The organism is Bacillus sp. S2(2019) (genome assembly GCF_005144805.1).
Classification (GTDB): domain Bacteria; phylum Bacillota; class Bacilli; order Bacillales; family Bacillaceae; genus Bacillus; species Bacillus altitudinis.
The window spans coordinates 105836-128950 of record NZ_SWFL01000003.1 but is presented as its reverse complement, the minus strand read 5'-3'; the positions used below and the strand labels follow the sequence as shown (position 1 = coordinate 128950).

At 40.4% G+C, this 23115-nt stretch carries 24 protein-coding genes; 10 read left to right on the top strand and 14 right to left on the bottom strand.

Annotated features, from left to right (window positions below; all coding sequences use genetic code 11):
• The first annotated feature begins 129 nt into the window (after positions 1 to 129).
• Positions 130 to 891: an ABC transporter ATP-binding protein gene (locus tag FBF75_RS10810; RefSeq protein WP_007501759.1), complete on the top strand. Its 762-nt coding sequence runs from the start codon at positions 130 to 132 to the stop codon at positions 889 to 891.
• Complete coding sequence (locus tag FBF75_RS10805; protein WP_136944736.1) at positions 881 to 2818, top strand: ABC transporter permease; 1938 nt, start codon at positions 881 to 883, stop codon at positions 2816 to 2818. Before FBF75_RS10810 ends, FBF75_RS10805 begins: the two co-directional genes overlap by 11 nt.
• 39 nt (positions 2819 to 2857) lie before the next feature.
• Here the strand turns inward: FBF75_RS10805 and FBF75_RS10800 are convergent, their stop codons facing one another.
• On the bottom strand, positions 2858 to 4210 hold the full coding sequence (locus FBF75_RS10800) for an amidohydrolase family protein (RefSeq protein ID WP_136944735.1): 1353 nt from the start codon (positions 4208 to 4210) through the stop codon (positions 2858 to 2860).
• Positions 4211 to 4315: 105 nt separating this feature from the next.
• Complete coding sequence (locus FBF75_RS10795) at positions 4316 to 4903, bottom strand: NAD(P)H-dependent oxidoreductase (RefSeq protein WP_048002746.1); 588 nt, start codon at positions 4901 to 4903, stop codon at positions 4316 to 4318.
• A 116-nt stretch (positions 4904 to 5019) separates the two neighbouring features.
• Here FBF75_RS10795 and FBF75_RS10790 point away from each other — a divergent pair, with 116 nt between their 5' ends.
• On the top strand, positions 5020 to 5454 hold the full coding sequence (locus FBF75_RS10790) for a MarR family winged helix-turn-helix transcriptional regulator (protein ID WP_223255648.1): 435 nt from the start codon (positions 5020 to 5022) through the stop codon (positions 5452 to 5454).
• 52 nt (positions 5455 to 5506) lie between these two features.
• Here the strand turns inward: FBF75_RS10790 and FBF75_RS19665 are convergent, their stop codons facing one another.
• From FBF75_RS19665 to FBF75_RS10755, 7 genes are all read right to left on the bottom strand, one after another.
• Entirely contained in the window at positions 5507 to 5683 is a 177-nt protein-coding gene (locus FBF75_RS19665) for a hypothetical protein (RefSeq protein WP_008356320.1), read from the bottom strand.
• A 15-nt stretch (positions 5684 to 5698) separates the two neighbouring features.
• Positions 5699 to 6451: a hypothetical protein gene (locus FBF75_RS10785; RefSeq protein ID WP_136944734.1), complete on the bottom strand. Its 753-nt coding sequence runs from the start codon at positions 6449 to 6451 to the stop codon at positions 5699 to 5701.
• A gap of 300 nt (positions 6452 to 6751) precedes the next feature.
• Positions 6752 to 7366: a LysE/ArgO family amino acid transporter gene (locus FBF75_RS10775; protein ID WP_039964110.1), complete on the bottom strand. Its 615-nt coding sequence runs from the start codon at positions 7364 to 7366 to the stop codon at positions 6752 to 6754.
• Positions 7367 to 7503: 137 nt separating this feature from the next.
• Positions 7504 to 9084: an acyl-CoA synthetase MbcS gene (gene mbcS, locus FBF75_RS10770; RefSeq protein ID WP_136944733.1), complete on the bottom strand. Its 1581-nt coding sequence runs from the start codon at positions 9082 to 9084 to the stop codon at positions 7504 to 7506.
• Between the two features lie 225 nt (positions 9085 to 9309).
• Complete coding sequence (locus FBF75_RS10765) at positions 9310 to 9522, bottom strand: alpha/beta-type small acid-soluble spore protein (protein WP_003216385.1); 213 nt, start codon at positions 9520 to 9522, stop codon at positions 9310 to 9312.
• A gap of 89 nt (positions 9523 to 9611) precedes the next feature.
• Complete coding sequence (thiI, locus tag FBF75_RS10760) at positions 9612 to 10817, bottom strand: tRNA uracil 4-sulfurtransferase ThiI (protein ID WP_007501769.1); 1206 nt, start codon at positions 10815 to 10817, stop codon at positions 9612 to 9614.
• A 4-nt stretch (positions 10818 to 10821) separates the two neighbouring features.
• Positions 10822 to 11964, bottom strand: a complete 1143-nt coding sequence (locus FBF75_RS10755; RefSeq protein ID WP_017358297.1) for a cysteine desulfurase family protein — start codon at positions 11962 to 11964, stop codon at positions 10822 to 10824.
• 202 nt (positions 11965 to 12166) lie between these two features.
• On the opposite strand from FBF75_RS10755, the gene brnQ (FBF75_RS10750) reads away from it, so the two are divergent.
• Positions 12167 to 13510, top strand: coding sequence for a branched-chain amino acid transport system II carrier protein (gene brnQ / locus FBF75_RS10750; RefSeq protein WP_017358298.1), 1344 nt, complete (start codon positions 12167 to 12169; stop codon positions 13508 to 13510).
• Between the two features lie 209 nt (positions 13511 to 13719).
• The gene (gene brnQ / locus FBF75_RS10745) at positions 13720 to 15063 is read left to right on the top strand and encodes a branched-chain amino acid transport system II carrier protein (RefSeq protein ID WP_017367859.1); all 1344 of its coding nucleotides are present in this window, start codon (positions 13720 to 13722) and stop codon (positions 15061 to 15063) included.
• 40 nt (positions 15064 to 15103) lie between these two features.
• On the opposite strand, the gene ezrA is transcribed toward brnQ (FBF75_RS10745), so the two are convergent.
• The gene (gene ezrA, locus FBF75_RS10740) at positions 15104 to 16807 is read right to left on the bottom strand and encodes a septation ring formation regulator EzrA (protein ID WP_099496679.1); all 1704 of its coding nucleotides are present in this window, start codon (positions 16805 to 16807) and stop codon (positions 15104 to 15106) included.
• Between the two features lie 336 nt (positions 16808 to 17143).
• Between ezrA and hisJ the strand changes: the two genes are divergently transcribed.
• Complete coding sequence (gene hisJ, locus FBF75_RS10735; RefSeq protein WP_129547763.1) at positions 17144 to 17959, top strand: histidinol-phosphatase HisJ; 816 nt, start codon at positions 17144 to 17146, stop codon at positions 17957 to 17959.
• On the opposite strand, the gene refZ is transcribed toward hisJ, so the two are convergent.
• The gene (gene refZ / locus FBF75_RS10730) at positions 17929 to 18594 is read right to left on the bottom strand and encodes a forespore capture DNA-binding protein RefZ (RefSeq protein ID WP_008343081.1); all 666 of its coding nucleotides are present in this window, start codon (positions 18592 to 18594) and stop codon (positions 17929 to 17931) included. The genes hisJ and refZ overlap by 31 nt on opposite strands.
• Before the next feature lie 126 nt (positions 18595 to 18720).
• On the opposite strand from refZ, the gene FBF75_RS10725 reads away from it, so the two are divergent.
• The 3 genes from FBF75_RS10725 (at position 18721) to FBF75_RS10715 (ending at position 20932) form a co-directional block, all read left to right on the top strand.
• A complete protein-coding gene (locus tag FBF75_RS10725) occupies positions 18721 to 19221 on the top strand; it encodes a GAF domain-containing protein (RefSeq protein WP_046344223.1) in 501 nt (166 codons plus the stop codon).
• A 311-nt stretch (positions 19222 to 19532) separates the two neighbouring features.
• Positions 19533 to 20135, top strand: coding sequence for a 30S ribosomal protein S4 (gene rpsD, locus FBF75_RS10720; RefSeq protein WP_007501777.1), 603 nt, complete (start codon positions 19533 to 19535; stop codon positions 20133 to 20135).
• A gap of 236 nt (positions 20136 to 20371) precedes the next feature.
• Entirely contained in the window at positions 20372 to 20932 is a 561-nt protein-coding gene (locus FBF75_RS10715) for a hypothetical protein (protein WP_035702040.1), read from the top strand.
• An 8-nt stretch (positions 20933 to 20940) separates the two neighbouring features.
• Here the strand turns inward: FBF75_RS10715 and FBF75_RS10710 are convergent, their stop codons facing one another.
• From FBF75_RS10710 to FBF75_RS10700, 3 genes are all read right to left on the bottom strand, one after another.
• The gene (locus FBF75_RS10710) at positions 20941 to 21540 is read right to left on the bottom strand and encodes a cysteine hydrolase family protein (RefSeq protein ID WP_135226564.1); all 600 of its coding nucleotides are present in this window, start codon (positions 21538 to 21540) and stop codon (positions 20941 to 20943) included.
• 49 nt (positions 21541 to 21589) lie between these two features.
• On the bottom strand, positions 21590 to 21802 hold the full coding sequence (locus FBF75_RS10705) for a hypothetical protein (RefSeq protein WP_135226563.1): 213 nt from the start codon (positions 21800 to 21802) through the stop codon (positions 21590 to 21592).
• Positions 21803 to 21897: 95 nt separating this feature from the next.
• Positions 21898 to 22476: an esterase/lipase family protein gene (locus tag FBF75_RS10700; RefSeq protein ID WP_370648336.1), complete on the bottom strand. Its 579-nt coding sequence runs from the start codon at positions 22474 to 22476 to the stop codon at positions 21898 to 21900.
• A gap of 272 nt (positions 22477 to 22748) precedes the next feature.
• On the opposite strand from FBF75_RS10700, the gene FBF75_RS10695 reads away from it, so the two are divergent.
• Positions 22749 to 23090 (top strand): antibiotic biosynthesis monooxygenase family protein, encoded by a 342-nt coding sequence (locus FBF75_RS10695; RefSeq protein ID WP_017358308.1) that lies wholly within the window; start codon positions 22749 to 22751, stop codon positions 23088 to 23090.
• Positions 23091 to 23115: the final 25 nt, after the last annotated feature.

Sequence of the window (23115 nt, the reverse complement as noted above, 5' to 3'; positions counted from 1 at the left end):
TTGACATATGAAACAAGCATGTGACAACAATGTCACATGCTCGTCTGTTTTGTTCGCCAAATCGCAGGAAGTCTGATCGGCTTCTTTTTATACTAGAGATATCAATTAAATAAAAAAGGGGTTCGACAGATGAACATTTTAGAAGCTCGCAAGTTATATAAAAGCTATGGAAATAAATTCAATAAACAAGAGGTGCTGAAAGGCATTGATTTGACGATAGAAGCTGGAGAATTTGTCAGCATCATGGGGCCATCAGGCTCGGGGAAAACGACCCTTTTGAACGTATTGTCATCGATTGATCATGTGTCCAGCGGATCGATTCGGATTGCAGATGCAGAAATGACGCAAATGAAAGATCAGCAGCTCGCTGAATTTAGAAAGAAACAGCTTGGCTTTGTTTTTCAGGATTACAACTTACTTGATACACTCACGGTTAAAGAGAACATCCTCTTGCCATTATCCATCTCCAAAACGCCTAAAAAAGAAGCTTTTGAACGCTTTCAACAGCTTGCAGAGGATATGGGGATTTATGAACTAAGAGACAAATATCCAAATGAATTGTCTGGTGGACAAAAGCAACGGACATCTGCGGTACGTGCCTTTATTCATGAACCAAGCCTTATCTTTGCTGATGAACCAACTGGAGCACTTGATTCCAAATCTGCTTCTGACTTACTGAACAAGCTGCAAGAATTCAATCACAAGCGCAAAGCAACCATTGTCATGGTGACGCATGACCCTGTTGCAGCCAGTTATTCAAGACGAGTGATTTTTATCAAAGATGGACAGATCTATACACAATTGAATAAAGGCGCATTAGAGAGAAAGATGTTTTTCGAGGATATTATGAAAACGCAAGGTGTTTTAGGCGGTGTGAAGCATGAACATTAATCAGCTCGTCTTCCGCAATCTGAAGAAAAACTTAAAAAATTACTATTTATACGTGTTTGCACTTGTATTTAGTGTGGCGCTCTACTTTTCTTTTGTCACCTTGCAGTACTCACCAGCACTTGATGATGTAAAGGGGTCCATTAAGGGCGGTGCGTCGATTAAAGCCGCTTCAGTACTACTCATTGCCATTGTTGGAATCTTCCTGTTATATGCGAACAGCATTTTTATTAAACGAAGAGGGAGAGAAATAGGTCTCCTGCAGCTCATTGGCATGACGAAACAAAAAATTGCCAAACTACTCAATGCAGAAAACTTTATCCTATACGTGGTCTCCATGGCTGTTGGTATCATAGCTGGATTTATCGGTTCAAAACTCATGCTGATGGTGCTATTTAAAGTAACCGGCGTGAACGCCATCGCCAACCTGCATTTTTCAGGCATGGCCCTTTTGCAGACACTGATCGTCTTTTTCGTCATCTATGGATTAATTATGTTAAGAAATCGATGGTTTATTAATAGACAGACGATTTTATCTTTGTTTAGAACCACGTCATCCACAGAGCAGCGTGTGAAAAAAATCTCTGTGTTTGAAATCATCATTGGGGTTCTAGGCATTGCATTCATCAGCTCAGGCTATTATATTTCTTCTCAGCTTTTTACCGGCACATATACGTCCATGTTTGCGTTACTTTTAGCGATGATTTATATTCTTGGCTCTGTCATTATCGGTACCTTTCTTTTCTATAAAGGCTCTGTTTCGTTCATTGCCAATATCGTACGTAAACGAAAAAATGGCTATCTCGCCATTCATGAAGTCCTGTCTCTGTCATCTATTATGTTTCGATTAAAATCAAACGCACTGCTTTTAACGATTATTACAACGGTATCTGCGCTTGCCATCGGGTTGTTATCTTTAAGCTACATTTCCTATTACTCAGCAGAAAAAACCGCTGAACAACAGATCCCTTCACATTTCGTCATGGGATCTGAGAAAGAAGCCAACACCTTTACTCGTGCACTTTCTGACAAACATATTGCGTATGAAACAAAGCAGTTCAAGGTCATTCAAGCGAAGTTTGACGCAAAAAAGATCATGGATTCAGAGATTAAAAATATGAATAATGATCCAGGTGTCTTAACTCTACCTGTGATCAGTGAAAAAAACGCACCAAATATTCATGTGAAAAGCAACGAAGTCATCTTAAGCGGCTACAGTGATTTATTGAAGAAATTCATGCCGATTCAAAGTTCAGGTGATGTGAAACTACTTATTAAGAAACCCCTTGATTTAAAGGTCATTGATATGAAGAAAGATTACCTCATTTCTTACAACTTTACGTTTGGTGGTCTACCTGTTGCTGTCGTCAGTCAAAGTGTCTTTGAGCAGCTTGACCAGCAGAAAGACCCTAAACTTCAGATTGAGAATAATCAATATCACGCAGTCAATATAAAAGATGATCAAAACCTTGAACAAGCGAATGATGTGTTTACCTCTTTAAAACTAGGTGACAACAGCATGTCTCAATTGGCTACCACTCAGCAACAAAAACAAACCATCGGACTGATGATGTTTATAGTCGGATTTTTAGGTCTCAGCTTCCTTGTCACTTCAGGCTGTATTTTATACTTTAAGCAGATGAATGAAAGTGAAGAAGAACAAAGCTCTTACACGATCTTGCGTAAGCTTGGTTTTACTGAGAAGGATCTATTAAAAGGTATTCGGCTCAAACAGCTATTTAACTTTGGGATTCCGCTCGTTGTCGGGTTGCTTCACAGCTACTTTGCAGTACAGTCAGGCTGGTTTTTCTTCGGCGGTGAACTGTGGACACCAATGCTCATCGTCATGTCGATTTATACGGTGCTATATTCTATCTTCGGATTCCTATCTGTCCAGTATTACAAAAAAGTCATTAAAGAATCCTTGTAATCTCATCCCCATAGGCAGCTGCCTATGGGGATTGTTTGTTTATGATGGCGTTGATTCAAACTGATGCGATAAAATATGATCTCTTGCCGCATAAGCTTTTTGTTTGATCTCTTCTAAGTTCACTCCAACTAGCTTCCCATTTCGTTTCACTGCTTTTCCAGCCACATAGACAGAATCAACATTTGAAGGGTGTGCCGTTTGCACAACTGCCCCAGCTGGATCTGTCATCGGAAGAAGATTCATGCTTGTCCGATCGATCAAGATAAAATCGGCTTCTTTTCCAGGTGTGAGTGAGCCGATTTTGTCACCAAGCTTCAAGGCACGAGCCCCGTTTATGGTGGCTGCTTCAAGCATTTGCTGTGCAGACAATCCAAGTTCAGGCCCTGGCATCGTCCCTTCCATCAATAAAGATTGATTTTGAATCGCCCGCTCCGCCTGTAGTCCGAATTTCATTTGGGTAAATAAATCTCCGCCTGTCGCTGTCACCACATCTACACCAAGCGTTGGCAGAACGCCATTTTCAATGGCGAGCCCTGTGACAGGATATCCGTGTCCCATCATCATTTCAATCTCAGGTGTAATAGAGATGGAGCTTCCGCTGTCAGCTAACATCTTCATTTGATCTGCATCAATTGCATTGATATGCACCATATTCAAATCAGGACCGAGCAGCCCTGCTTGATAAAGCCGCTCAATCGATCGATCCGCTGCTCCCCAATTTCCAAAGCCAATGTGCATACTGCATAATGCATCTAGTGATCTCGCTGTTTCAATTTCAAAGACGGTCGTCTCCCATGAAGAAAATTCAGGTCCACGAATGGCAAGTCCCATCGTCAACAGCTGATCCGATGATTGAAAATGTTTTTGTTTCACGCGGGCTGCGTCTTCCATATTCGTGAGCGTACTCTCTCTGTCCCAATACGCTGCATCTCCAGAGGTACCAAAACCAAAGACCGCTCGAATACCCGCATCTTTTAAACCTCCAATGAGTTCTTCTGTATGATCCATAGAATTGATCATCGTCCAGTCGAAAAACGTGGTCACTCCTGCATCTAATGCCTCTAATGCGCCTAAATAATTAGCAATTCGATCATCTGATGGACGTCTCATCGCCCCATAGTTGCCATAATAAATTTTGCTCAAATACGTTTGCAAAGACCAATCTGTTCCGATTCCCCGTATGACAGACTGCCACACATGACGATGGGTATCCACAAGCCCTGGCATGATGACCATGTCAGACGCATCCACAACATCGGCACCACTTGCTTCAATCGAAGGTCCGACTTCTACAATATGTGCCCCTTCAATTAATAGATCTCCCTTCTCCAGAAAACCTAAAGATGGATCAAGTGTGATAAGAGCCGCATCTTTAAACAATGTTTTCTTCATCCATATCCCCCTTTTCAAATAAAGAGAATGAGTCACTCACCCTCTCTGTCATTTTAAGACATAACAGGTTCAAATTAGAAGAAAAGTGACTCAAGGAATGTGGTTTTATGAGCTGATATTCCGAAAGTAGTTGTATATCCGTTTTAATTTCACGTCATGCTTCCCTTTCGGACTTTCCATCATGCCAAATTCAAAGAACTTCACCGGTTTAATCCCGACATATTGTAAAAGAGCTCGTTTCATTAACACCTTGTGGGCATTCTGTAAAAAGAAGAAAGGGTAGTGGGTCGGTCCTTGCATTGTCGATACACATACAGCCCTCTTTCCTTTTAACAAGCCTTCTGGAAGCAGCCCGCCTGTTTGACGGTAAGCAAAATTTGCTGCAAACATTCGATCAATAAAGCCAAGCAGCATGGCTGGCGGCCGCCCCCACCAAATCGGATAAACAAACACGATGTTGTCTGCCCATTTGATTTTCTCTTGATATTCTTGAATCTCAGGGTCCTTATGCATATCACGTCTTTTTTTCTCTTTATTAAAAATAAGTACAGGATCAAATTTGTCTTGGTATAAATCGATGATTCTCACTTCTTGAACGTTTGGATTTTCTTCACTGCCCTTTAGGATTTCTTTAAAAAAAGCACCATTTAAACTATTGTGATGAGGGTGAGTATAAATAATGAGTACATTCATGGTTTGTCTCCTTTAGTTATCATTTGATAACCAAAAGCATACACCCCTCTTTTTTAGTTGTCAAATGATAATTGTTTTTTGATAATAAATTTGGTATGGTACATAGGAGGTGAAACATGATGAAAAACCCACATTTTTTCAAAGAGTTTGTCACATTTGCTTCTACTTTTTCTGAGCTGAAACATGCTATGATGAGCAAGATCAAACCATCTGATCTAACCACTCTACAATATTTGATTCTGGAGCAGTTAGCCGTCAGTGAGCCGCTAACACCTAGCGAAATCGCCGATTGTCAGCACATGTCTCTTCCGAATGTCAGCAGAGAATTGAAAAAGCTTCACGAAAAACAATTCATTGATAGACAAGAAGATAAAGATGACAAGCGAAAACATGTCATTATGCTGTCTAAAAAAGGCCGCGAGTGTATGGACAAAGCATTTCAACAAATTGAATCCATGCTCATGGACAGCCTTTCTTCCTCTGACCAAAATCAAATGGATGATATCGTACAAGCTCTCCGTCTATTAAATCAAACCATCTTCAAAAAATGATCGAATGAAAAAAGCATGAGCGTATCGCTCATGCAAATGATTTTTGAACACATTAGTAAAGAGATGCTAAAAGATACGTGATGAAACCTACTATTGGAATAATCGGGATCATCAGCTTCAATGTTTTATTCGTATTCTTATATAAATTCCACAGCAAAACTGGTACACCAAACGTCAATGTATCAAAGACAGCAAGCACTGCCCCTTTACGCTGTTCTTTATGAGCCATTTGAAAACCTCCAATTCACCAAACTTTTTTCACACAATAACCTGCTATCCCAGCCGATATTCCTGCATTAATGACTGTACATGCTATACAACCAACAGGTCCTGTTAAACAAACATAATAACAAGCCCCAAGAACCATTGAACGAAGCGGAAGAGATTCATTCGGGCCACTTTTCTTTTTTAAACAACTCCAAAATTTGTTCCAATTAAAGCTCGTTTGAATTTCCGAATCTTCAGCATTCATAATTTTTCTATTTAATTCCATCATATCTTTTTTCGCACCGTTTTCACCATAGGTAAAAGATCCTTTTAAAAACTCCCCATTTGGATTGATATGAAACTCATTCTTCAACTTTCCATTTTGAATGAAATATGAGTGTAAATTACCTTGCTCATCGTATTCCGCAAGTTGAATATAATGGGACTTTATCTGACTTAGTGAAATTGAAATAAATGATGCTGTGCTTACTAGCTGATTATCTGCTTTCTTCTTTGTTAGATAAAAATAAACAACATTCGCTTTAGCATCATTCAAATGAACTGCTACACTTTCTCCATTTAATTGATACCCTTTTTTGTAGGCTATTTCTTTTGCCTGTAAAAATTGAAGGCTCTTTTTTGTTTTTTTTATGAGCCTTTCAGCCACTTTATTGTTTTGTATCTTTTCAAAAGGCATATCCTCTTTTATGCTAACAGCTTTCCCCACATGATATTGTCCGCATAGAAGTGAAATGAATAATAAAACAACAAGCATCTTCCTTACTTTCATTATGTAGCCTCCTTTAATAAATCCCATAAAAATTATACCTTTTTATGGAAAATGTCATAAGAGGCTTATTTACCAAAAATAACCACTATAAATAATGTAGCATATCTCCTACTTGATATCATTTCCTCCAGGTAATTGAATCGTCAGTATGTCTGAGATAAATGAACGGGGTGTAACTGATGCTTGCCCCGAGACAGTAGACAACAAAAAAGCGCCAGATGTTTTCCATCCAACGCTTTTTCCCATGACATGTTCAGCACTCATTTTCATGCATCACGTCTCTTTTGCTCTATGTATCCTTTATCCAATAAGCTGATAGGCGATATATAATGCAACCAGCCAGATCATGACCGCAGAGGCTTTATTGATCCGGTTCATCCACTTGCCGTTTGTATCTAGCTTTCCTAACATTTTCCCGAGAAGGGCAAGACCCATAAACCATAACCACGAGACAATGATACAGGCTGCGGTAAATGCCACCTTTTCCGCTCCATGATATTGAAGAGAGTTCGTCCCTATCACTCCTATTGTATCGAGAATCGCGTGAGGATTTAAAAGTGAAACGGAACAGGCAAATATGATTTGTTTTCTCACAGGCATCAGGTCCATCTTTTCTTGATTACCTGTTGCGGAGCTCGTGTTCCAAACTGACCACCCCATATAAAGTAAAAAGAAAAATCCAATGATAAAAAGACCTATTTGCAAGATAGGAATGGTGAGTACAACAACCGAAACCCCAATGACAGCTAAAGTAATTAAAAGTGTGTCGCAGAGAGCAGCTGTAATGACCACAGGCAGTACGCGATATAATCGAGGCTGAAGGGCTCCTTGCTGAAATACAAATACATTTTGTGCGCCCAAAGGTAAAATAAGACCAAAGGCAAGCACAATCCCATGAATTATCGCAATCGACATTTTCAGAACATTCTCCTTTTCCAAGTCATCCTTACACATTTTAACATAAAACATCATGAACGAATTTTACATATTTGATTTGTCTAATAAAAAAAGCGCTGGATGGTTTTCCATCCAGACGCTTATTGTTTCTACTGTCATGATGATTTTCGTGCAAGCTCTCTTTCTCTCAGCTCGACACGTCGAATTTTCGCTGACGGAGTTTTTGGTAGCTCGTCAATGAATTCGATTTCTCTTGGATATTTGTACGGTGCTGTTGTATTTTTCACGTGTGTTTGCAGTTCTTTAATCAGCTCATCGCTTTGTGCAGATGCATCTCGCAGGACAACGTATGCTTTCACGATTGATCCTCTGATTTCATCTGGACTTGCCACGACAGCACATTCTTTCACTGCTGGGTGTTTAATCAGTGCATCTTCGACTTCAAACGGGCCAATTGTATAACCTGAGCTGACGATGATGTCATCCCTGCGGCTTTCAAACCAAAAATACCCGTCTTCATCTTTTTTCGCACGGTCACCGGTGATAAAGTAATCCCCGCGGCGCTGCGCCTTTGTACGCTCTGCATCTTTGTAGTATTCCTTGAATAAAGCCGGCGTTTCAAGATGAACGGCAATGTCACCTATTTCTCCTGGAGCACAGATCTGGCCATTCTCATCAATGATCTCTACTTCATTGCCAGGTGTTGGTTTGCCCATACTACCCGGCTTGATGTCCATTCCTTTCAGCACCCCGACCAGCAGCGTGCTTTCTGTTTGCCCGTAACCATCTCGCACTTCGATATCGAAATGTTTTTTGAACGTATCGATGACTTCACGGTTGAGCGGCTCTCCCGCAGAAACAGCACTATGCAATGTTGGCAGCTCGTACTGACTGAGGTCATCCACTTTTGCCATAAAACGATATTCTGTTGGTGTACAGCATAGAACATTGATTTCATTTTTTTGAAGCAGCTCTAAGTACGTATTCGGATTAAATTTCCCTCCATAAACAAAACCTTCTGCTCCGCTTCCTAAAACAGATAAGAGAGGACTCCACACCCATTTTTGCCAGCCTGGTCCTGCTGTTGCCCATACTTTATCCCCTTCATTAATGGAGAGCCACGCTTTGGCCGCAGTACGTAAATGTGCATACGCCCAGCCATGTGTATGAACAACCCCTTTTGGGTTACCTGTTGTGCCTGATGTATAAGATAGAAACGCCATGTCCGTACGTGTTGTTTCTGCCATTTTTAACTCGCTTGATTGCTCTTCCTTTTGCGCAACAATATTTGTCCAGCCATGATCATTCTCACCAATCGAGAATGTTTTAAAATCTTTTGGCTGATTGGTTCCGTCGAATGATTGAATGAATGATGCGTAAACAATTGCTCCTTTTGCTTCTGCATGCTCAATTCGGTAATCTATATCTTTAGCGCGAAGCATTTCTGAACAAGGAATTACAACCATTCCTGTTTTTAAAATGGCTAAATAAATGCTGTATGCCTCTAGCATACGCGGCACCATCACAATGATTTTATCGCCTTTTTTAAAGCCTGCATTTAATAGAACATGACCAATTTTATTCGCCTCTTCTACTAATGCTGCATATGTCACATGCGCTTCATGGCCATTCCCGTCCTGCCAATGCAGGGCGATTTTCTTCTGGTCATGACTGAACGCTTCAATCTCACTGACTAAGTTATATTGTTCTGGTGCAATTAAGTCTTCTCTTTTCATGGTACAGCTCCTTTTAGCCTCTTTCTATGAAACGAATCATGTTTCAATTTACCTATTCTAACACTCATAACTGAAAAATGCTTGAATTAGGACCTACTCCTAGTATTATGCCATAATTTTTTCATTTCGTCTTCTTTTTTAAAAATATTCTAACAATTTATATGTACAAAAAGAAAAGAGCGGGAATGAACCCGCTCATAAGCCATAGCTTTTTAATTGTGTGTCTTAGAAAGATCCGCCACCCATATGTTGTTGAGCGTAAGATACAAGACGCTTAGTGATTTCTCCACCAACTGATCCGTTAGCGCGAGCTGTTGTTTCCGGTCCAAGGTTTACGCCAAATTCTGAAGCGATTTCGTACTTCATTTGGTCGATCGCTTGTGCAGCGCCTGGAACGACTAATTGATTAGAACTGCTTTGTCTGTTTTGTTGAGCCATGTGTTCTCACCTCCTTGTGAATATAGAATGTGTAGAAACACATGACTTCATGCGATTGATTTTATGGTAATTATTATGAAATTTTTTATTTAGAATAAATCAGCGAATTTGTCAGCTGCTTTCTTTTCATTTGTGACAACGATTGTTTCGATCTGCTCCACTGCCTCATCAAGCATTGGCTCGAATTCAGCAAAGCTTTCGTATCGTTCTACTTTTTCAAGTTTTGGTTTTGTTTTTGGAGATGGCGGCGTAAAGATCGTGCAGCAATCCTCAAATGGCTGAATGCTTGTCTCATATGTGCCAATTCGTCTCGCTTCTTCGATAATGTCATTCTTATCCACGGCAATCAGTGGGCGAATGATCGGTGTGTTTGTGACATGATTAATGGCATACATGCTTTCAAGTGTCTGACTTGCCACTTGACCAAGGCTTTCACCTGTAATAATGGCAAGCGCATCACGCTTGGCTCTTATTTTATCTGCAATTTTGAGCATCATTCTTCTCGTTGAAGTCATCGTATAGTTTTCTGGTACTTGTTTGTGAATGAGCTCTTGGATTTTTGTAAAAGGAACGATGTGAAGCTTGACTTCGCCTCCATAGGCAGCTAAGCATTCCGCTAGATCAATGACCTTTTGCTTAGCACGTTCACTTGTATAAGGTGGGCTAAAGAAATGAACAGCTTCAATTTGAATGCCTCGTTTCATTGCCTGATAGCCGGCCACTGGGCTGTCAAAGCCGCCAGAGAGCATCAGCATTGCTCTTCCGCTTGAACCAACTGGCAGTCCGCCTGCACCTTTTACATCTTTAAATGTAATGTACGTCGCGTGTTCTCTTATTTCAATTCGCAAGTGAACATCTGGCTGTTTCACATTAACGGTTAAGTTGTCTGTATTCCTTAAAACATGTCCACCAATTTCTCGGTTCATTTCATTTGAATCAAGCTCAAATTGTTTATAAGAGCGTTTCGTTGAGACCTTAAATGTATTTCCTTGTTCATACACTTCCTGAACCGCTGAGAGTGCCGCTTCTTTGATGGCATCAAGATTTGTCTCACATTTCACAGCCAGGCTAAAGCTTTGAATGCCAAATACACCTTTAAGCTGTTCTGAAATTGGTTCAGGGTCTTCTCCGTTTAGCATGATCGTAATGCGGTCTCTGTCAGATGCATACTTTAATGCTTCAAAGTCTTTTAATACAAACCGGATATGCTGTCTTAGTTTTTCGATAAATTTCTTTCTATTTTTCCCTTTTGTTGAAATCTCACCAAAACGGACTAAAATATGGTCATACTTCATGTTGTTATCTCATTCCTTTTAATTTTTTCACACTTTGTGCGATCGATGTGATGATTTGCGGCGCTAGCTCTGGTCCTTGTCCATATGTCAAACTGATTCTCATGCTGCTTTTGGCTACTTCTTCTGATTTTCCCATCGCCAGCAGGACACGGCTTGGTTCCTTTTTCTTAGCAGAACAAGCAGACGTTGTCGAAACGTAAATGCCTTCTTTTTCGAGCATATGCAGAAGGACTTCAATTTGAATACCTGGCACTGAAAAATTCACAATGTGCGGTGCACTATGCGTCAGCGGTGTGTTTATGACGACGCCTTCTATCTTTCCAAGCTGCTGCTCTAGCTCCGTTTTTAAAGCGATCATCTCGTCATGATGCTTGTTTAAATGTTCAAATGATTGCTTTATGGCTTTTGCTAAGCTGACAGCTCCAGCAGGGTTCTCAGTCCCTGAGCGAAGGCCAAGTTCTTGCTCTCCTCCTGTGATAAAAGGGGCAAGCACGATCTCTTTCTTTAAAAAGAGGGCACCTGTTCCCTTCAGGCCGTGAATCTTGTGGCCTGACATCGTTAAAAGATCAATATCCATCTCTTTAGGCAGCGGAACCTTGCCAATTCCTTGTACGCCGTCGACATGAAAAATCGCCTCTTTGGCATACGTCCGAATGATGCTTGCCGCTTCCTCTATCGGCTGAATCGCGCCTGTTTCATTGTTTACATGCATGAGACTGACAAGCACTGTATCAGGGCGAAGCACTTCTTTTAAATGCGTCATATCTGCACGGCCATGCTCATTTACTTGAATATAGGAAATATCAAAGCCAAATAATGTTTTCAGCTGTTCAAACGATTCGATGACAGATGGATGCTCAATCGCTGTTGTGACAATATGTCTGCCTCGGTTCATCTTGGCAAGAGCAGCCCCTTTGATGGCAATGTTATTTGCTTCTGTTGCACCTGAAGTAAAAATAATCTCATATTGTGTAAAGCCTGTATAGTGAAGGATTTGTTTTCGCGTTTCACTTAATAGACGGCTCGCATCAATTCCAAGTTGATGCAGCGAAGACGGATTCCCAAAAAAACGCTCACTCACTTGCTGATGTACTTGTAAAACCTCTGGATAAGGCTTTGTTGTGGCACTATTATCAAGATAAATCATATCTTAAACTCCTTACAAAAAAACTTAAAAAATAAATGCATTTATATGTTACCATAATGAAGTCAGACAGAGAATTTTCTGAAAATGGCAGTTGACAACTTTTCATTTTCACTATATCATCCATAGTGCAATTGTCATATAAACACCTAAATTGTCAGAATATTTAAATTTGACACAATACACTGATTGAGGAGGGACTATTTTGAAAAATAGTTTAAGTATAAAAGAAACATTGGCTATTGGACTAATGCTTTTTGCATTATTCTTCGGCGCAGGAAATATGATTTTCCCGCCTGTTCTTGGACAATATGCTGGTGAAAACGTATGGCTTGCCATCGGCGGATTCCTACTTACAGGCGTAGGTCTTCCACTATTAGGGGTTATTGCTGTCGCCCTTACAGGTACCGGTGCCAAAGGTCTTGCCGATAAAGCACACCCTAAATTCGGGACTATCTTCACCGTGATTCTGTATTTATCCATTGGACCATTTTTCGCCATTCCGCGAACAGGTACGGTTTCTTATGAAATTGGATTAGCTCCATTTCTTTCTGAAGGACAGGCTGAATCATGGATTCCATTATTCATCTTTACTCTGGTGTTTTTCACCATTACGTATCTTCTTGCTTTAAACCCTTCAAAGCTGGTTGATCGAATTGGTAAAGTGCTGACACCAATCTTATTAGCGGTTATTGCCATTATTGTGTTTAAAGCTATTGCTACACCGATGGGAATGATCGGTGCGCCTGATGCGACATATAAAGCAAACCCTCTCTTTACTGGGTTTTTAGAGGGTTATAAAACAATGGATGCTCTTGCTTCTATCGTTTTTGGAATCGTGGTCGTAACAGCTGTGAAAGATAGAGGGATCACAGAACGAAAATCACTTGCATCGGCCTGTATAAAAGCTGGTCTTGTTGCAGCAGCGGGACTAGCACTCGTGTATATCTCACTTGCTTATGTTGGTGCTTCAAGCCCTGATGCAACTGGAATGGTCGGAGCAAATGAAGGAGGAAAACTACTTTCACTTTCTGCAAACTTTTTATTCGGTTCTGCTGGTAACATTGTTCTTGGCGCAGCCATTTTATTCGCTTGTCTCACAACAAGTGTTGGACTTGTCTCGTCATGCGGGGAATATTTTTCAAAGCTTTTCCCAGCACTTTCTTATCGTACCGTCGTTCTAATTGTTTCTTTATTTAGCACATTCGTTGCAAACCTCGGACTGGCCCAAATCATTTCTCTATCGGTGCCTGTACTCGTAGCGATATATCCACTGGCCATTGTCATTATTTTATTATCGTTCCTTGACCGCTGGATTAACGGCAGACGAGTGATTTATGTCGTATCCTTGATCTTCACTGGATTTTTTGCCATTATTGACGGCTTACTTGCTGCCAAATTCAATCTAGGGGGTTTACCTAACTTCTTAGATTCATTCATTCCATTTTACGATTTAGGCATTGGGTGGGTTGTACCAGCGATCATCGGCGCAGGGATTGGCGTACTCATCTCTATGTTGACTGGCCCGCCTAAACAGCTTGCATCCTAATCATCCTTTAAACATCCTCTTCCAAAGTGAAAGGGATGTTTTTTTATTGTCCTCCATATACTAAAATAGAAAAATTCATGACTTTTGTACGAAAACACATGTTGACATCAGGCGTACATCCTTTATAATTAATGATTGTTAATGATGAACGGTTACCTAGCAACTAATTAACAGAATATTTCAACATAATAATGGAGGCTTTAAATGCAATGAAGGCAACTTTGTCGACGAAAGATACGGTTATCATAGGTTTTATGCTGTTTGCTCTATTCTTCGGCGCCGGTAATATGATTTATCCACCAGAGCTTGGGCAATATGCTGGGCAAAATGTGTGGAAAGCAATGGGCGGATTTTTATTAACAGGTGTCGGTTTACCGCTTCTTGGGATTATTGCGATTGCTTTAACAGGTAGAGATGCGAAAGGACTAGCTGATAAAGCTCACCCAGCTTTCGGAACAGCGTTTACCGTCATTTTATATTTATCTATCGGGCCACTTTTCGCTATTCCTCGTACAGGAACGGTTTCATATGAGATTGGCGCACTACCCTTTTTAGCTGGTGTACCAGCTTGGCTCTCACTTTTTTTATTTACACTGGCCTTTTTTGGTATTACGTATTATCTTGCGCTAAATCCAACGAAAATTGTGGATCGTGTAGGGAAAGTGTTAACACCGATTAAATTTACGATCATTTTGATTATTATCGTCAAAGCCATTTTGACACCGATGGGCGTCATTGGCACACCTGATGTGTCCTATAGCAATGGATCATTTTTCAAAGGGTTTTTAGAAGGCTATAAAACCATGGACGCTCTTGCATCTATTGTGTTTGGAGTTGTTGTCATCAACGCCATTAAAGGACGCGGCGTAACAAGTAAAAAAGCACTCACATCTGCTTGTATCAAAGCTGGCCTAATTGCAGCTTGCGGATTAACGTTTGTTTATCTATCACTTGCTTATTTAGGCGCTTCAAGTACACACGCCATTGGTTTTGTTGGAGATGGTAGTAAAATCTTGGCTCAGTCTTCACAATTTCTTTTTGGCAGTTTAGGTAATATTGTGTTAGGCGCGGCGATTACGGTTGCCTGTTTAACCACAAGTATCGGTCTTGTGACATCGTGCGGAGAGTATTTCTCAAATTTATTACCTAAACTTTCTTATAAAATGGTCGTTACACTCGTCACATTATTCAGTTTTATCATTTCAAATTTTGGACTTGCTCATATTATCGCTTTTTCAGTACCTGTGTTAACTGCGATTTACCCGTTAGCAATTGTGATTATCGTTTTATCACTTGCTGACAAATGGCTTGGTCATAGAAGACCTGTGTATGTCCTTACTTTGATTTTAACTGGCTGCGTCAGTCTGTTTGACGGTTTAGCAGCGGCTAAACTGCCTATCGGTCCTGTGAAAGATCTCTTTCAAACGATCTTGCCGCTATATGACCTTGGCATTGGCTGGATTGTACCTGCCATACTCGGAATCGTGATTGGATTTGTTATCTCTCTATTCACTTCTTCTGCTTCAGAAGAACGCCAAAAGCAAGCTTCATAACATGGAAAAAGCTGAAGTCCTAAAATGGACTTCAGCTTTTTTATTGATGCTGATATTCTTTTTCTTGCTGAGTTAAAAGCTTCTGAACGGCTCCAGGTGATGCTTTTTCGACAGCAGCTGCTGCCACATCAAATGAATCGTTATAATCATAGGCATAAAATCTTCGTTCTGCCTCTTTTAATTGCTCTGAAAGAATATGGTTTTGACTTCTAAACCGGTTGCCGTATTGTATAATCCGTTCAATTTGATCCACTTTACGAAGCATGTCATGTGTTTCATCAACGACATGTCTAACTGTTTCAGAGGCTTCTTTTAATTGCTGGTTCACTGCTAGCATATTCAGCGGCAAATTCTCTAGCTGCTCCTGCACTTGCTGAATCATCTCCTGCGCTTTTTCAGCACGGTCTTTGATGTCAGCAGGCACACCTGGAATGTTGCTTTTGTGCAGCTGGCGCACTGTATCTGTCAGCATGGTTTTAAGTTCAGCCAATGTTTCTCTTGCCTGTAATTCTTCTTTTCGTAACGATTGAAGGTGATCTTTAAACGCTTCATGAAGCGTTTTGGCTTCCTCAATAAAGTTCTCAAGCTGATTGATTTCATCCATTAATAATGTGTATGCGACATGGTCACGATCAAGCTTCTCTCGTATTTGCTTCATGAGCTTTTCAATTTCTTCTAATCGTTTTTCGAAGGCTTTCTGCTGATCCAGTTCTCCTGCAGTCAGCTTGTAGCTTTCTTTCACAAGAGCCGTTTCTGCCTTAGTCTTCGTGTGGTCTTGTTCAAGTTTTTCAAATGCCTCGGTCAGCTCAGGCATTTTGCTCTTGATTTCCTGACCTGCTTCTACTTCTGCTTCTAGCTGATCATACAGCGTCTGAATCGCATCATCAATCATTTGCAGAATGCTTGATGCTTCATCTAAATTGAGTTCATCAATCAGCAGTTTCTCCGCCCGGGTCAGCTGTTTATTCAAGTTCTCCAGCTCTTTTGTGATCTGGATGTGCTCTAGCTTGTAGCCTTTGTCTGTCATTTCTTTATAACCGTCTTTCAGCTTCGTCAGCTGACCTGGCACCGTTTGTTTGCAGTCTGCGATGAGCTTCGGTACATCATTGATATATAATTGTAGCTGATCGAGTCTGCGGTCTTGCTCAAGCAAAATTTTCCTTGCTGTCATGTAGTTTCCGTTTTCTGTCTCTTCCTCGTACTGCTTAATCCCTTCCCAGGCCTCGTCCAAGTCCTGCTCCATTTTGTCATAAAGGGTGCCGTATAAATGGCTGTAAGCAAGTAGATTTTTTCGTACCGTTTGATATTGCTCTTTGACCTTCTCGATGTCTTTTCGGTTTTGCTCTTCACTTGTGACAAGGTCTGCAATCTCTTTTAAAATGTCTTCGATGTTTGAATCAGCAGCGGTGAGCAGATCTCCTATATGTGCAAGAACTTGCTTTGCTTTGGAGAATCGATATTTATCAGAATACTCCTCTGCATCATATAATAGCTCCTCTACCTTTGGAAGATGGGCTGTGACGATATCGTCCCACTCTGCACGCCATCTTTCAAAAAACTGCTCTGTTTCTCCGGTCATTTTTAAATGTTTGATTTTTGAAATTTCTTCTACAATTGATCTGTTTAAAATTTCAATTTTCCATGCTTCCAATCGGTCAATCTCTTTATATATATTTTTTCTGAGGAAATAACCGACTGAAAACAAAGCAAGCAAAATGACAATTAAACCGATGATAAACTCCATAATGAGCCCCCTTGTTGTGATCTAAGTGATGTCAGGGTAGTGTCCCGAGTAGACCTGAGAACCCTTTCGTGTCCGCTTTGCATTTGTTTTTTATAAGCAGGATTGTATTTTTTCCAATACGATCCATTCACCGTTTTATGTATGTTTTTTCAAGAAAGTCATTCAGGCTTTCTATCATTTGGCCACATGTATTGATGTGACCTGTTTTTATGTATGCGGAAGCTGTCGTTTTCATTGTTATTATGATACCATGTAACCAGCATTTTTGGTCATGATTTTTCATTATTTTCGCTGATAAACATGACGTTTTTCAAAATATCGACAAGAGGTGACGACATGTTGAAACAAGATGCACATTTACATACGCCATTTTGCCCGCACGGTACGCTTGATCCTTTTCATTCTTATATTGAAAAAGCAATGAAAAAGGGATTTGATTCCATCACCTTTACCGAGCATGCCCCGCTGCCTCCTTCGTTTCGAGATCCAACGCCTGAGCAGGATAGTGCCATGAAGCTTCAAGACCTTGAAGCGTATTTGACGAAGCTGGATCAGCTGAAACAGGAATACAAAGGACAGTTAATAGTAAAAACTGGGCTTGAGGTCGACTATATCAAAGAGTATGAAGAGGAAACAAGTGCCTTTTTAGACTGCTACGGCCCTGAACTAGACGATAGCATTTTATCTGTTCACTTTCTTCCTGCTGGCAATAATTATATTTGTCTTGATTTTGATGAGCACGCCTTCAAGCAGCTGATCAGTATCTATGGCAGCACCGAACACGTCTATCAAAGCTACTATGACCAAATTCATTCTTCTATTCTATCATCTTTAGGTCCATATAAGCCAAAGAGAATCGGTCATATCACCCTTGTCCAGAAATTCAAACAACTTTTCCCATACGAAATGTCGCCAGAACTATGTCAAAGGGTCACCCTTTGTCTTGAAGAAACGGCAAAAAAAGGCATGTCCTTAGATTTTAATACATCAGGTCTTCGTAAAACATATGCCAGAAGTATCTATTTAGATCAATGGATGATTGATCTTGCAAAACAGAAAAAAATTCCGCTCATATTCGGGTCTGATGCCCATCAAGCGGAAGATCTCGGATATGCGTATGATCAATTTGAAGACATCATGAGTTTCAGGTGAGGATCAAGTGCGGGTTCATTTGGTTCTAACAGATGATGAAGCGACCGGCTCAGTTCCTTATAGTACGTTTGATAAAAGTAAGGCTCGTTTGGGTTGATATAAAGCACCTCTGTTAAATATTGCGGCTGCAGATATGGCATCATCAGAAGTGATTTTAGCTGGATCATAAATGATGAGAGTGACAGCTGCTTACAAATCACATGGGTGCTTTTTCCTTTTTCAATGATGAGCTGAAACAAGTATTTTTCCTTTGTTAAATAGGTGGACATGATTTCCCTGATCAGCGTTGAATCAATGGTCACTTCTCGATAAACGAAACGGGTTAATTGACGATTTTCATGCTGATAAGATAAAATATCAAAAACCACATGAAGTAAACATTCTTTTGCATGACGGGTTTCCATGTGCTGGATGTGCGATTCAATCATCTGAATATAGCCTTCATAAAAATCGGATACGAGCTGCTCGAGCAGCCCTCCTTTTCCTTGAAAGTAATAAGATATATGGGCAACGTTGACGTTTGCTTCCTTCGCAATCTCACGGACAGAGGTTCCAGAAAATCCTTTTTGGTTAAAAAGTCTGATGGCAGCTTCAATAATACGGTCTTTTGTTTGCACGGTTGTTGATGTTTTCATCCGCTCACCCCTCTTCATGTGTACATACTTCAAGGTGAAGGCGGAAGTTCCTTTAATCATTGCTCGACAAATCCCACATGCGAAACGCAAGTTATGTATTTTTGAGATAGAAAGTAGGAGATTTTCATGTTTCATGTCGAAAAACAGTCTGGCGATCCATCGAAAGACTATCAATTACTCATCAAGCAAGTAGAAGCGATTACGGATGGTGAACCTGATCTCATTGCCAACCTAGCCAATGCTGCGGCGCTACTTTATCACTCGCTTCCTGAAGTCAATTGGGCAGGATTTTATTTAGCAAAAGGCGGAGAACTTGTGCTTGGTCCATTCAATGGACTGCCCGCATGTGTACGCATTCCTTCTGGAAAAGGGGTTTGCGGTACAGCATTTGCGACAGGTGATGTACAGCGTATCGCTGATGTCCATGCATTCCCTGGTCATATTGCATGTGATGCAGCATCGCAGTCTGAAATTGTGATCCCACTTAAAGTAAATGGACAAATCATTGGGGTACTCGATATTGACAGTCCAGTGAAAGATCGTTTCAATGAAATAGATGAAACGTACTTAGTTCAATTTACAGAGGTTGTCCAAAATGCGTTATCAGCCTCTACTGATGCGTCATGATGCTTGATAAAGCAGACAATGTGTCTGCTTTTTTGTTTTGCTTTCTTCCCGGATGAATGCCGACCACGTTTGACATTCTCCTCTTTAAATAGGTTGACTTCTCCTATCTGGCGTCATATAATAGAGTTTGTGTGAAATATGGCAGCCTTTTTGTTCGGCTTTTTTGTATCATTTTGTTCCTTCTATATGGAGGTGCATCTTGTAACTCCCTGCTGCTGGAGCGAGGATGCATGAAAACATAATGACGGAAAAGACAAAGAACAGACGGTTTTTATTTTTCACAAATAAAAACAATAAGGAGGAGTCACATTATGGCTCGCTATACAGGTCCAAGTTGGAAGATTTCCCGCCGTTTAGGCATTTCATTAAGCGGAACAGGTAAGGAACTTGAAAAACGCCCTTACGCTCCAGGCCCACATGGTCCAGGACAACGCAAAAAACTATCTGAATACGGTTTACAATTACAAGAGAAGCAAAAGCTTCGTCACATGTACGGTGTCAACGAACGTCAATTCCGTACACTATTTGACAGAGCTGCTAAACTTCCTGGTAAACAAGGTGAAAACTTCATGATCCTTCTTGAAACTCGCCTTGACAACCTAGTATACCGCCTTGGCCTTGCTCGTACGCGCCGCCAAGCTCGTCAGCTAGTAAACCATGGTCACATCCTTGTTGATGGAAGCCGTGTAGACATCCCATCTTTCTCTGTGAAACCAGGTCAAACGATTGCTCTTCGTGAGAAATCTCAAAACCTTGCAGTTGTGAAAGAATCAGTTGAAGTGAACAACTTCGTACCTGAATACCTTACTTTCGATGCTGAAAAGCTTGAAGGAACTTTCACTCGTCTTCCAGAGCGTTCTGAATTAGCGCCTGAAATCAGCGAACAACTAATCGTTGAGTTCTACTCTCGTTAATTTCATGACTCTCTCAGAGAGTGATCAAACAAACCCTAGAGACCTTGATTGTTCAAGGATTTCTAGGGTTTTTTGTTTGGTCTTTTGTACGATACTCTCTAGCTACAAATTTACACACAAGAAAATTAGAACACCGATTACTCTTTACTCTTTTTCGTTTTCCTCTTACAATTACATTTACTGGATAACTCACAACTTAAAACAATAATGTAAAGAACGTTAAGGAGGAAAGCAATTTGTCGATTATTTCATTTATGTTAGCACTTATGCTCATTTCAATTGTTATCTATGCGATTTTGAGAAAGACAAAAGTTGTCGATGAAGCGCCTGGAGCTATCGCTGAAATTCTCCTCATTTTACTCATCTTTTTTTCGATTAGTTTTGTCATCATCATTCCAAGTTCTGTACTTTATGTTGTTTCATTAGGAGTGAATTTTCTTTTTGGAGAATATATTACCTATGCATCATTTCTTTCATTATTGACCTTCTGTCTATTCGTCAGTGGGATTGTTCTTTTTTGGTCGATCTTTTTAGTATTCATTGGTAAAGGAATTTCCTCTTTGCTAAGATTTCCTCAATGGTTCACGTTTATCTTTGAATTTTTACTCTCATGGATCGTTGTGCATTTCTCAATTAAGTTTGTCCTTAATATGAACATAGTCAATGTCTCCATTTGGGAGCACGGCACACTCATTTTATCTTTCTTTGTCAGCTTCTTATTTATTGGAATTGATCTCATCTACTCAAGTATTGAACAACGAAAACAGCCGCTGGATGAACAAGCAAAAAGCTCCTAGAGATGATTCTAGGAGCTTTTGCTTGCCCAATTTGTGATCAGCTGCTCAGTTGTCAGGATAGTCGCAAATTCGTCATGCAGTGTTGCAAGTGAAAGGCGATGGATCGTTTCTGGATCATAGTATGTACCGGTTTGATCTGCGAGTCCAAAGGCGGCTGTTGCATCCGACATGAGGTATGTCTCAAAGCCTAGGTTTCCACTCATTCTTGTTGTGGTAGATACGCAGTGCGGTGTTGTAAGTCCAGCAATCACAACAGTGTCGATCTCGTTTGATCTTAGTTGTTCCTCTAAGTTTGTACCTATAAAGCTACTGTTGACTTTCTTTTGTATGACCGTTTCTTCATCTAGCGGTTTGGCGATCTCTTTGAAGGAGTGCCCTTCATTTGCTGGATGAAATAAGGAGTGCGGCTGATCCGATGTATGCTGAATATGAATGACTGTCCAGCCTTTTTCTCTCCAAAACGTCAATAGACGACTGATATTCTTCTCTGCATCTAGGTTATTCCGTTCTCCCCATTTTTCGTGCTCGAATGCTTTCTGTACATCAACCATAATCAAAGCCTTTTGATGTTGTTGCACAAATCCCCACCTCCAAAGAATCTGAATCATTACTTGTAGTGTAAGGAATGGTGGTTGATTTGTACATGTTTTTATTTGGCTATGTACGATGTTTTGTCTGTTTTTGCACTAAAAAGAGAAACCACACACTGGCTATCAAGTAATAGATGCCAATGATGGATGTACAATTAGATATGACTTCTGCCCATTGCACTGATTTGACGATTGCCATCCAGATCATATAGATAATCAGAAATGAACATGGGAAATAGAGAAAGTAGCCTAAGAAAGCATATTTGAGTTTTTGCGTCATCTTTTATCCTCCTAAAAATCTTCTTCAACACCTAGCAGCACCCATATAACCATGACATCAAAAAAGACAGCACAAATCGCTGTCTTTTTCATTTTTTAATTCGTATTCTGTCCTCCGCCATTCAATCCTTCTTTCACATAGCCTTTGACTTGGCTTGAGGTTAATAGACCGATATGTCCAACGCCGTGGATGAGGACGTTTCTCGCGCCAATTAAACGTGAGAGGCTGTTGACGACAATGAGATCGGCTGAACTATAGACAGATGTGTAAAGAATTTTTTGATTTGGATCGGTGCCTGGTAATGCTCTGAGTGATACGAGTCCATTCGCTCCACCAAGTGTGACGACGTTTTCAATTTTATCTCCGCCGTCTAGGTTTTTAATATAGTATAACGTGTTCGCACCACCCATACTATGAGCCACAATATCTACTTTTTTGGCGCCCGTTTTGGCTAGTACATCTTTCACGAATCTAGAGAGCCTCGGGCCATTGTTCAGGTTATTGCCTGTTTTGTCTATGAAATCGATTGCAAAAAGTTGGTTTTGATCCCAGCCCTGTGATACTAAGTATCGTTTGATCGAAGCAAAGTTATAAGACGCACCGCCCATACCATGCACCATCACAACCGGATTATGCGCAGCCGCTTTGACTTCTTTCGGCTGGATGAAGGCCATTGAACCTAGCACTAAGGCAAGGGCAACAAGAATTTGCAAACTCTTTTTCTTAAATCGAATCACTTTCATTCCCCCTTATTCATCTTATTCGACTCTATTTTATACAAGAAAAATATGTCAGAAAAGTGAACAAGGTAATGTTTTATGAGATGATTTTACAGAAATATAAATAATCATAAAGCACCTTGGACTTTTTTAAATTAAAACAAAAAGACTACGAGCCTCTCTATCTTTCATATATAATGTGAATAGACAAAAGGAGGTTCTACTAGATGCTATTTACCCAAACACCTGCACCACCTTACTATGCAGTCATTTTCACATCAAAACGAACGAATGTTGAGCAGAAAGAATACGCTGCTGCTGCTCAAAGAATGGAACAATTAGCGAAAGACCTAGACGGGTTTCTTGGAATTGAGAGTGTACGAGATGAGCATGGTGTTGGGATCACTGTATCGTATTGGGATTCATTAGCAGCAATTAAAGAATGGAAAGCACATACAGCACATCAGCGTGTTCAAAAAAAAGGAAAAAAAGATTGGTATGAATCCTATACAACCCGAATTTGTAAGGTAGAACATGCTTATACAAACGAAGATTCACTTCTTGAATAAGAAACAGACAAATGAGAGAAAACCG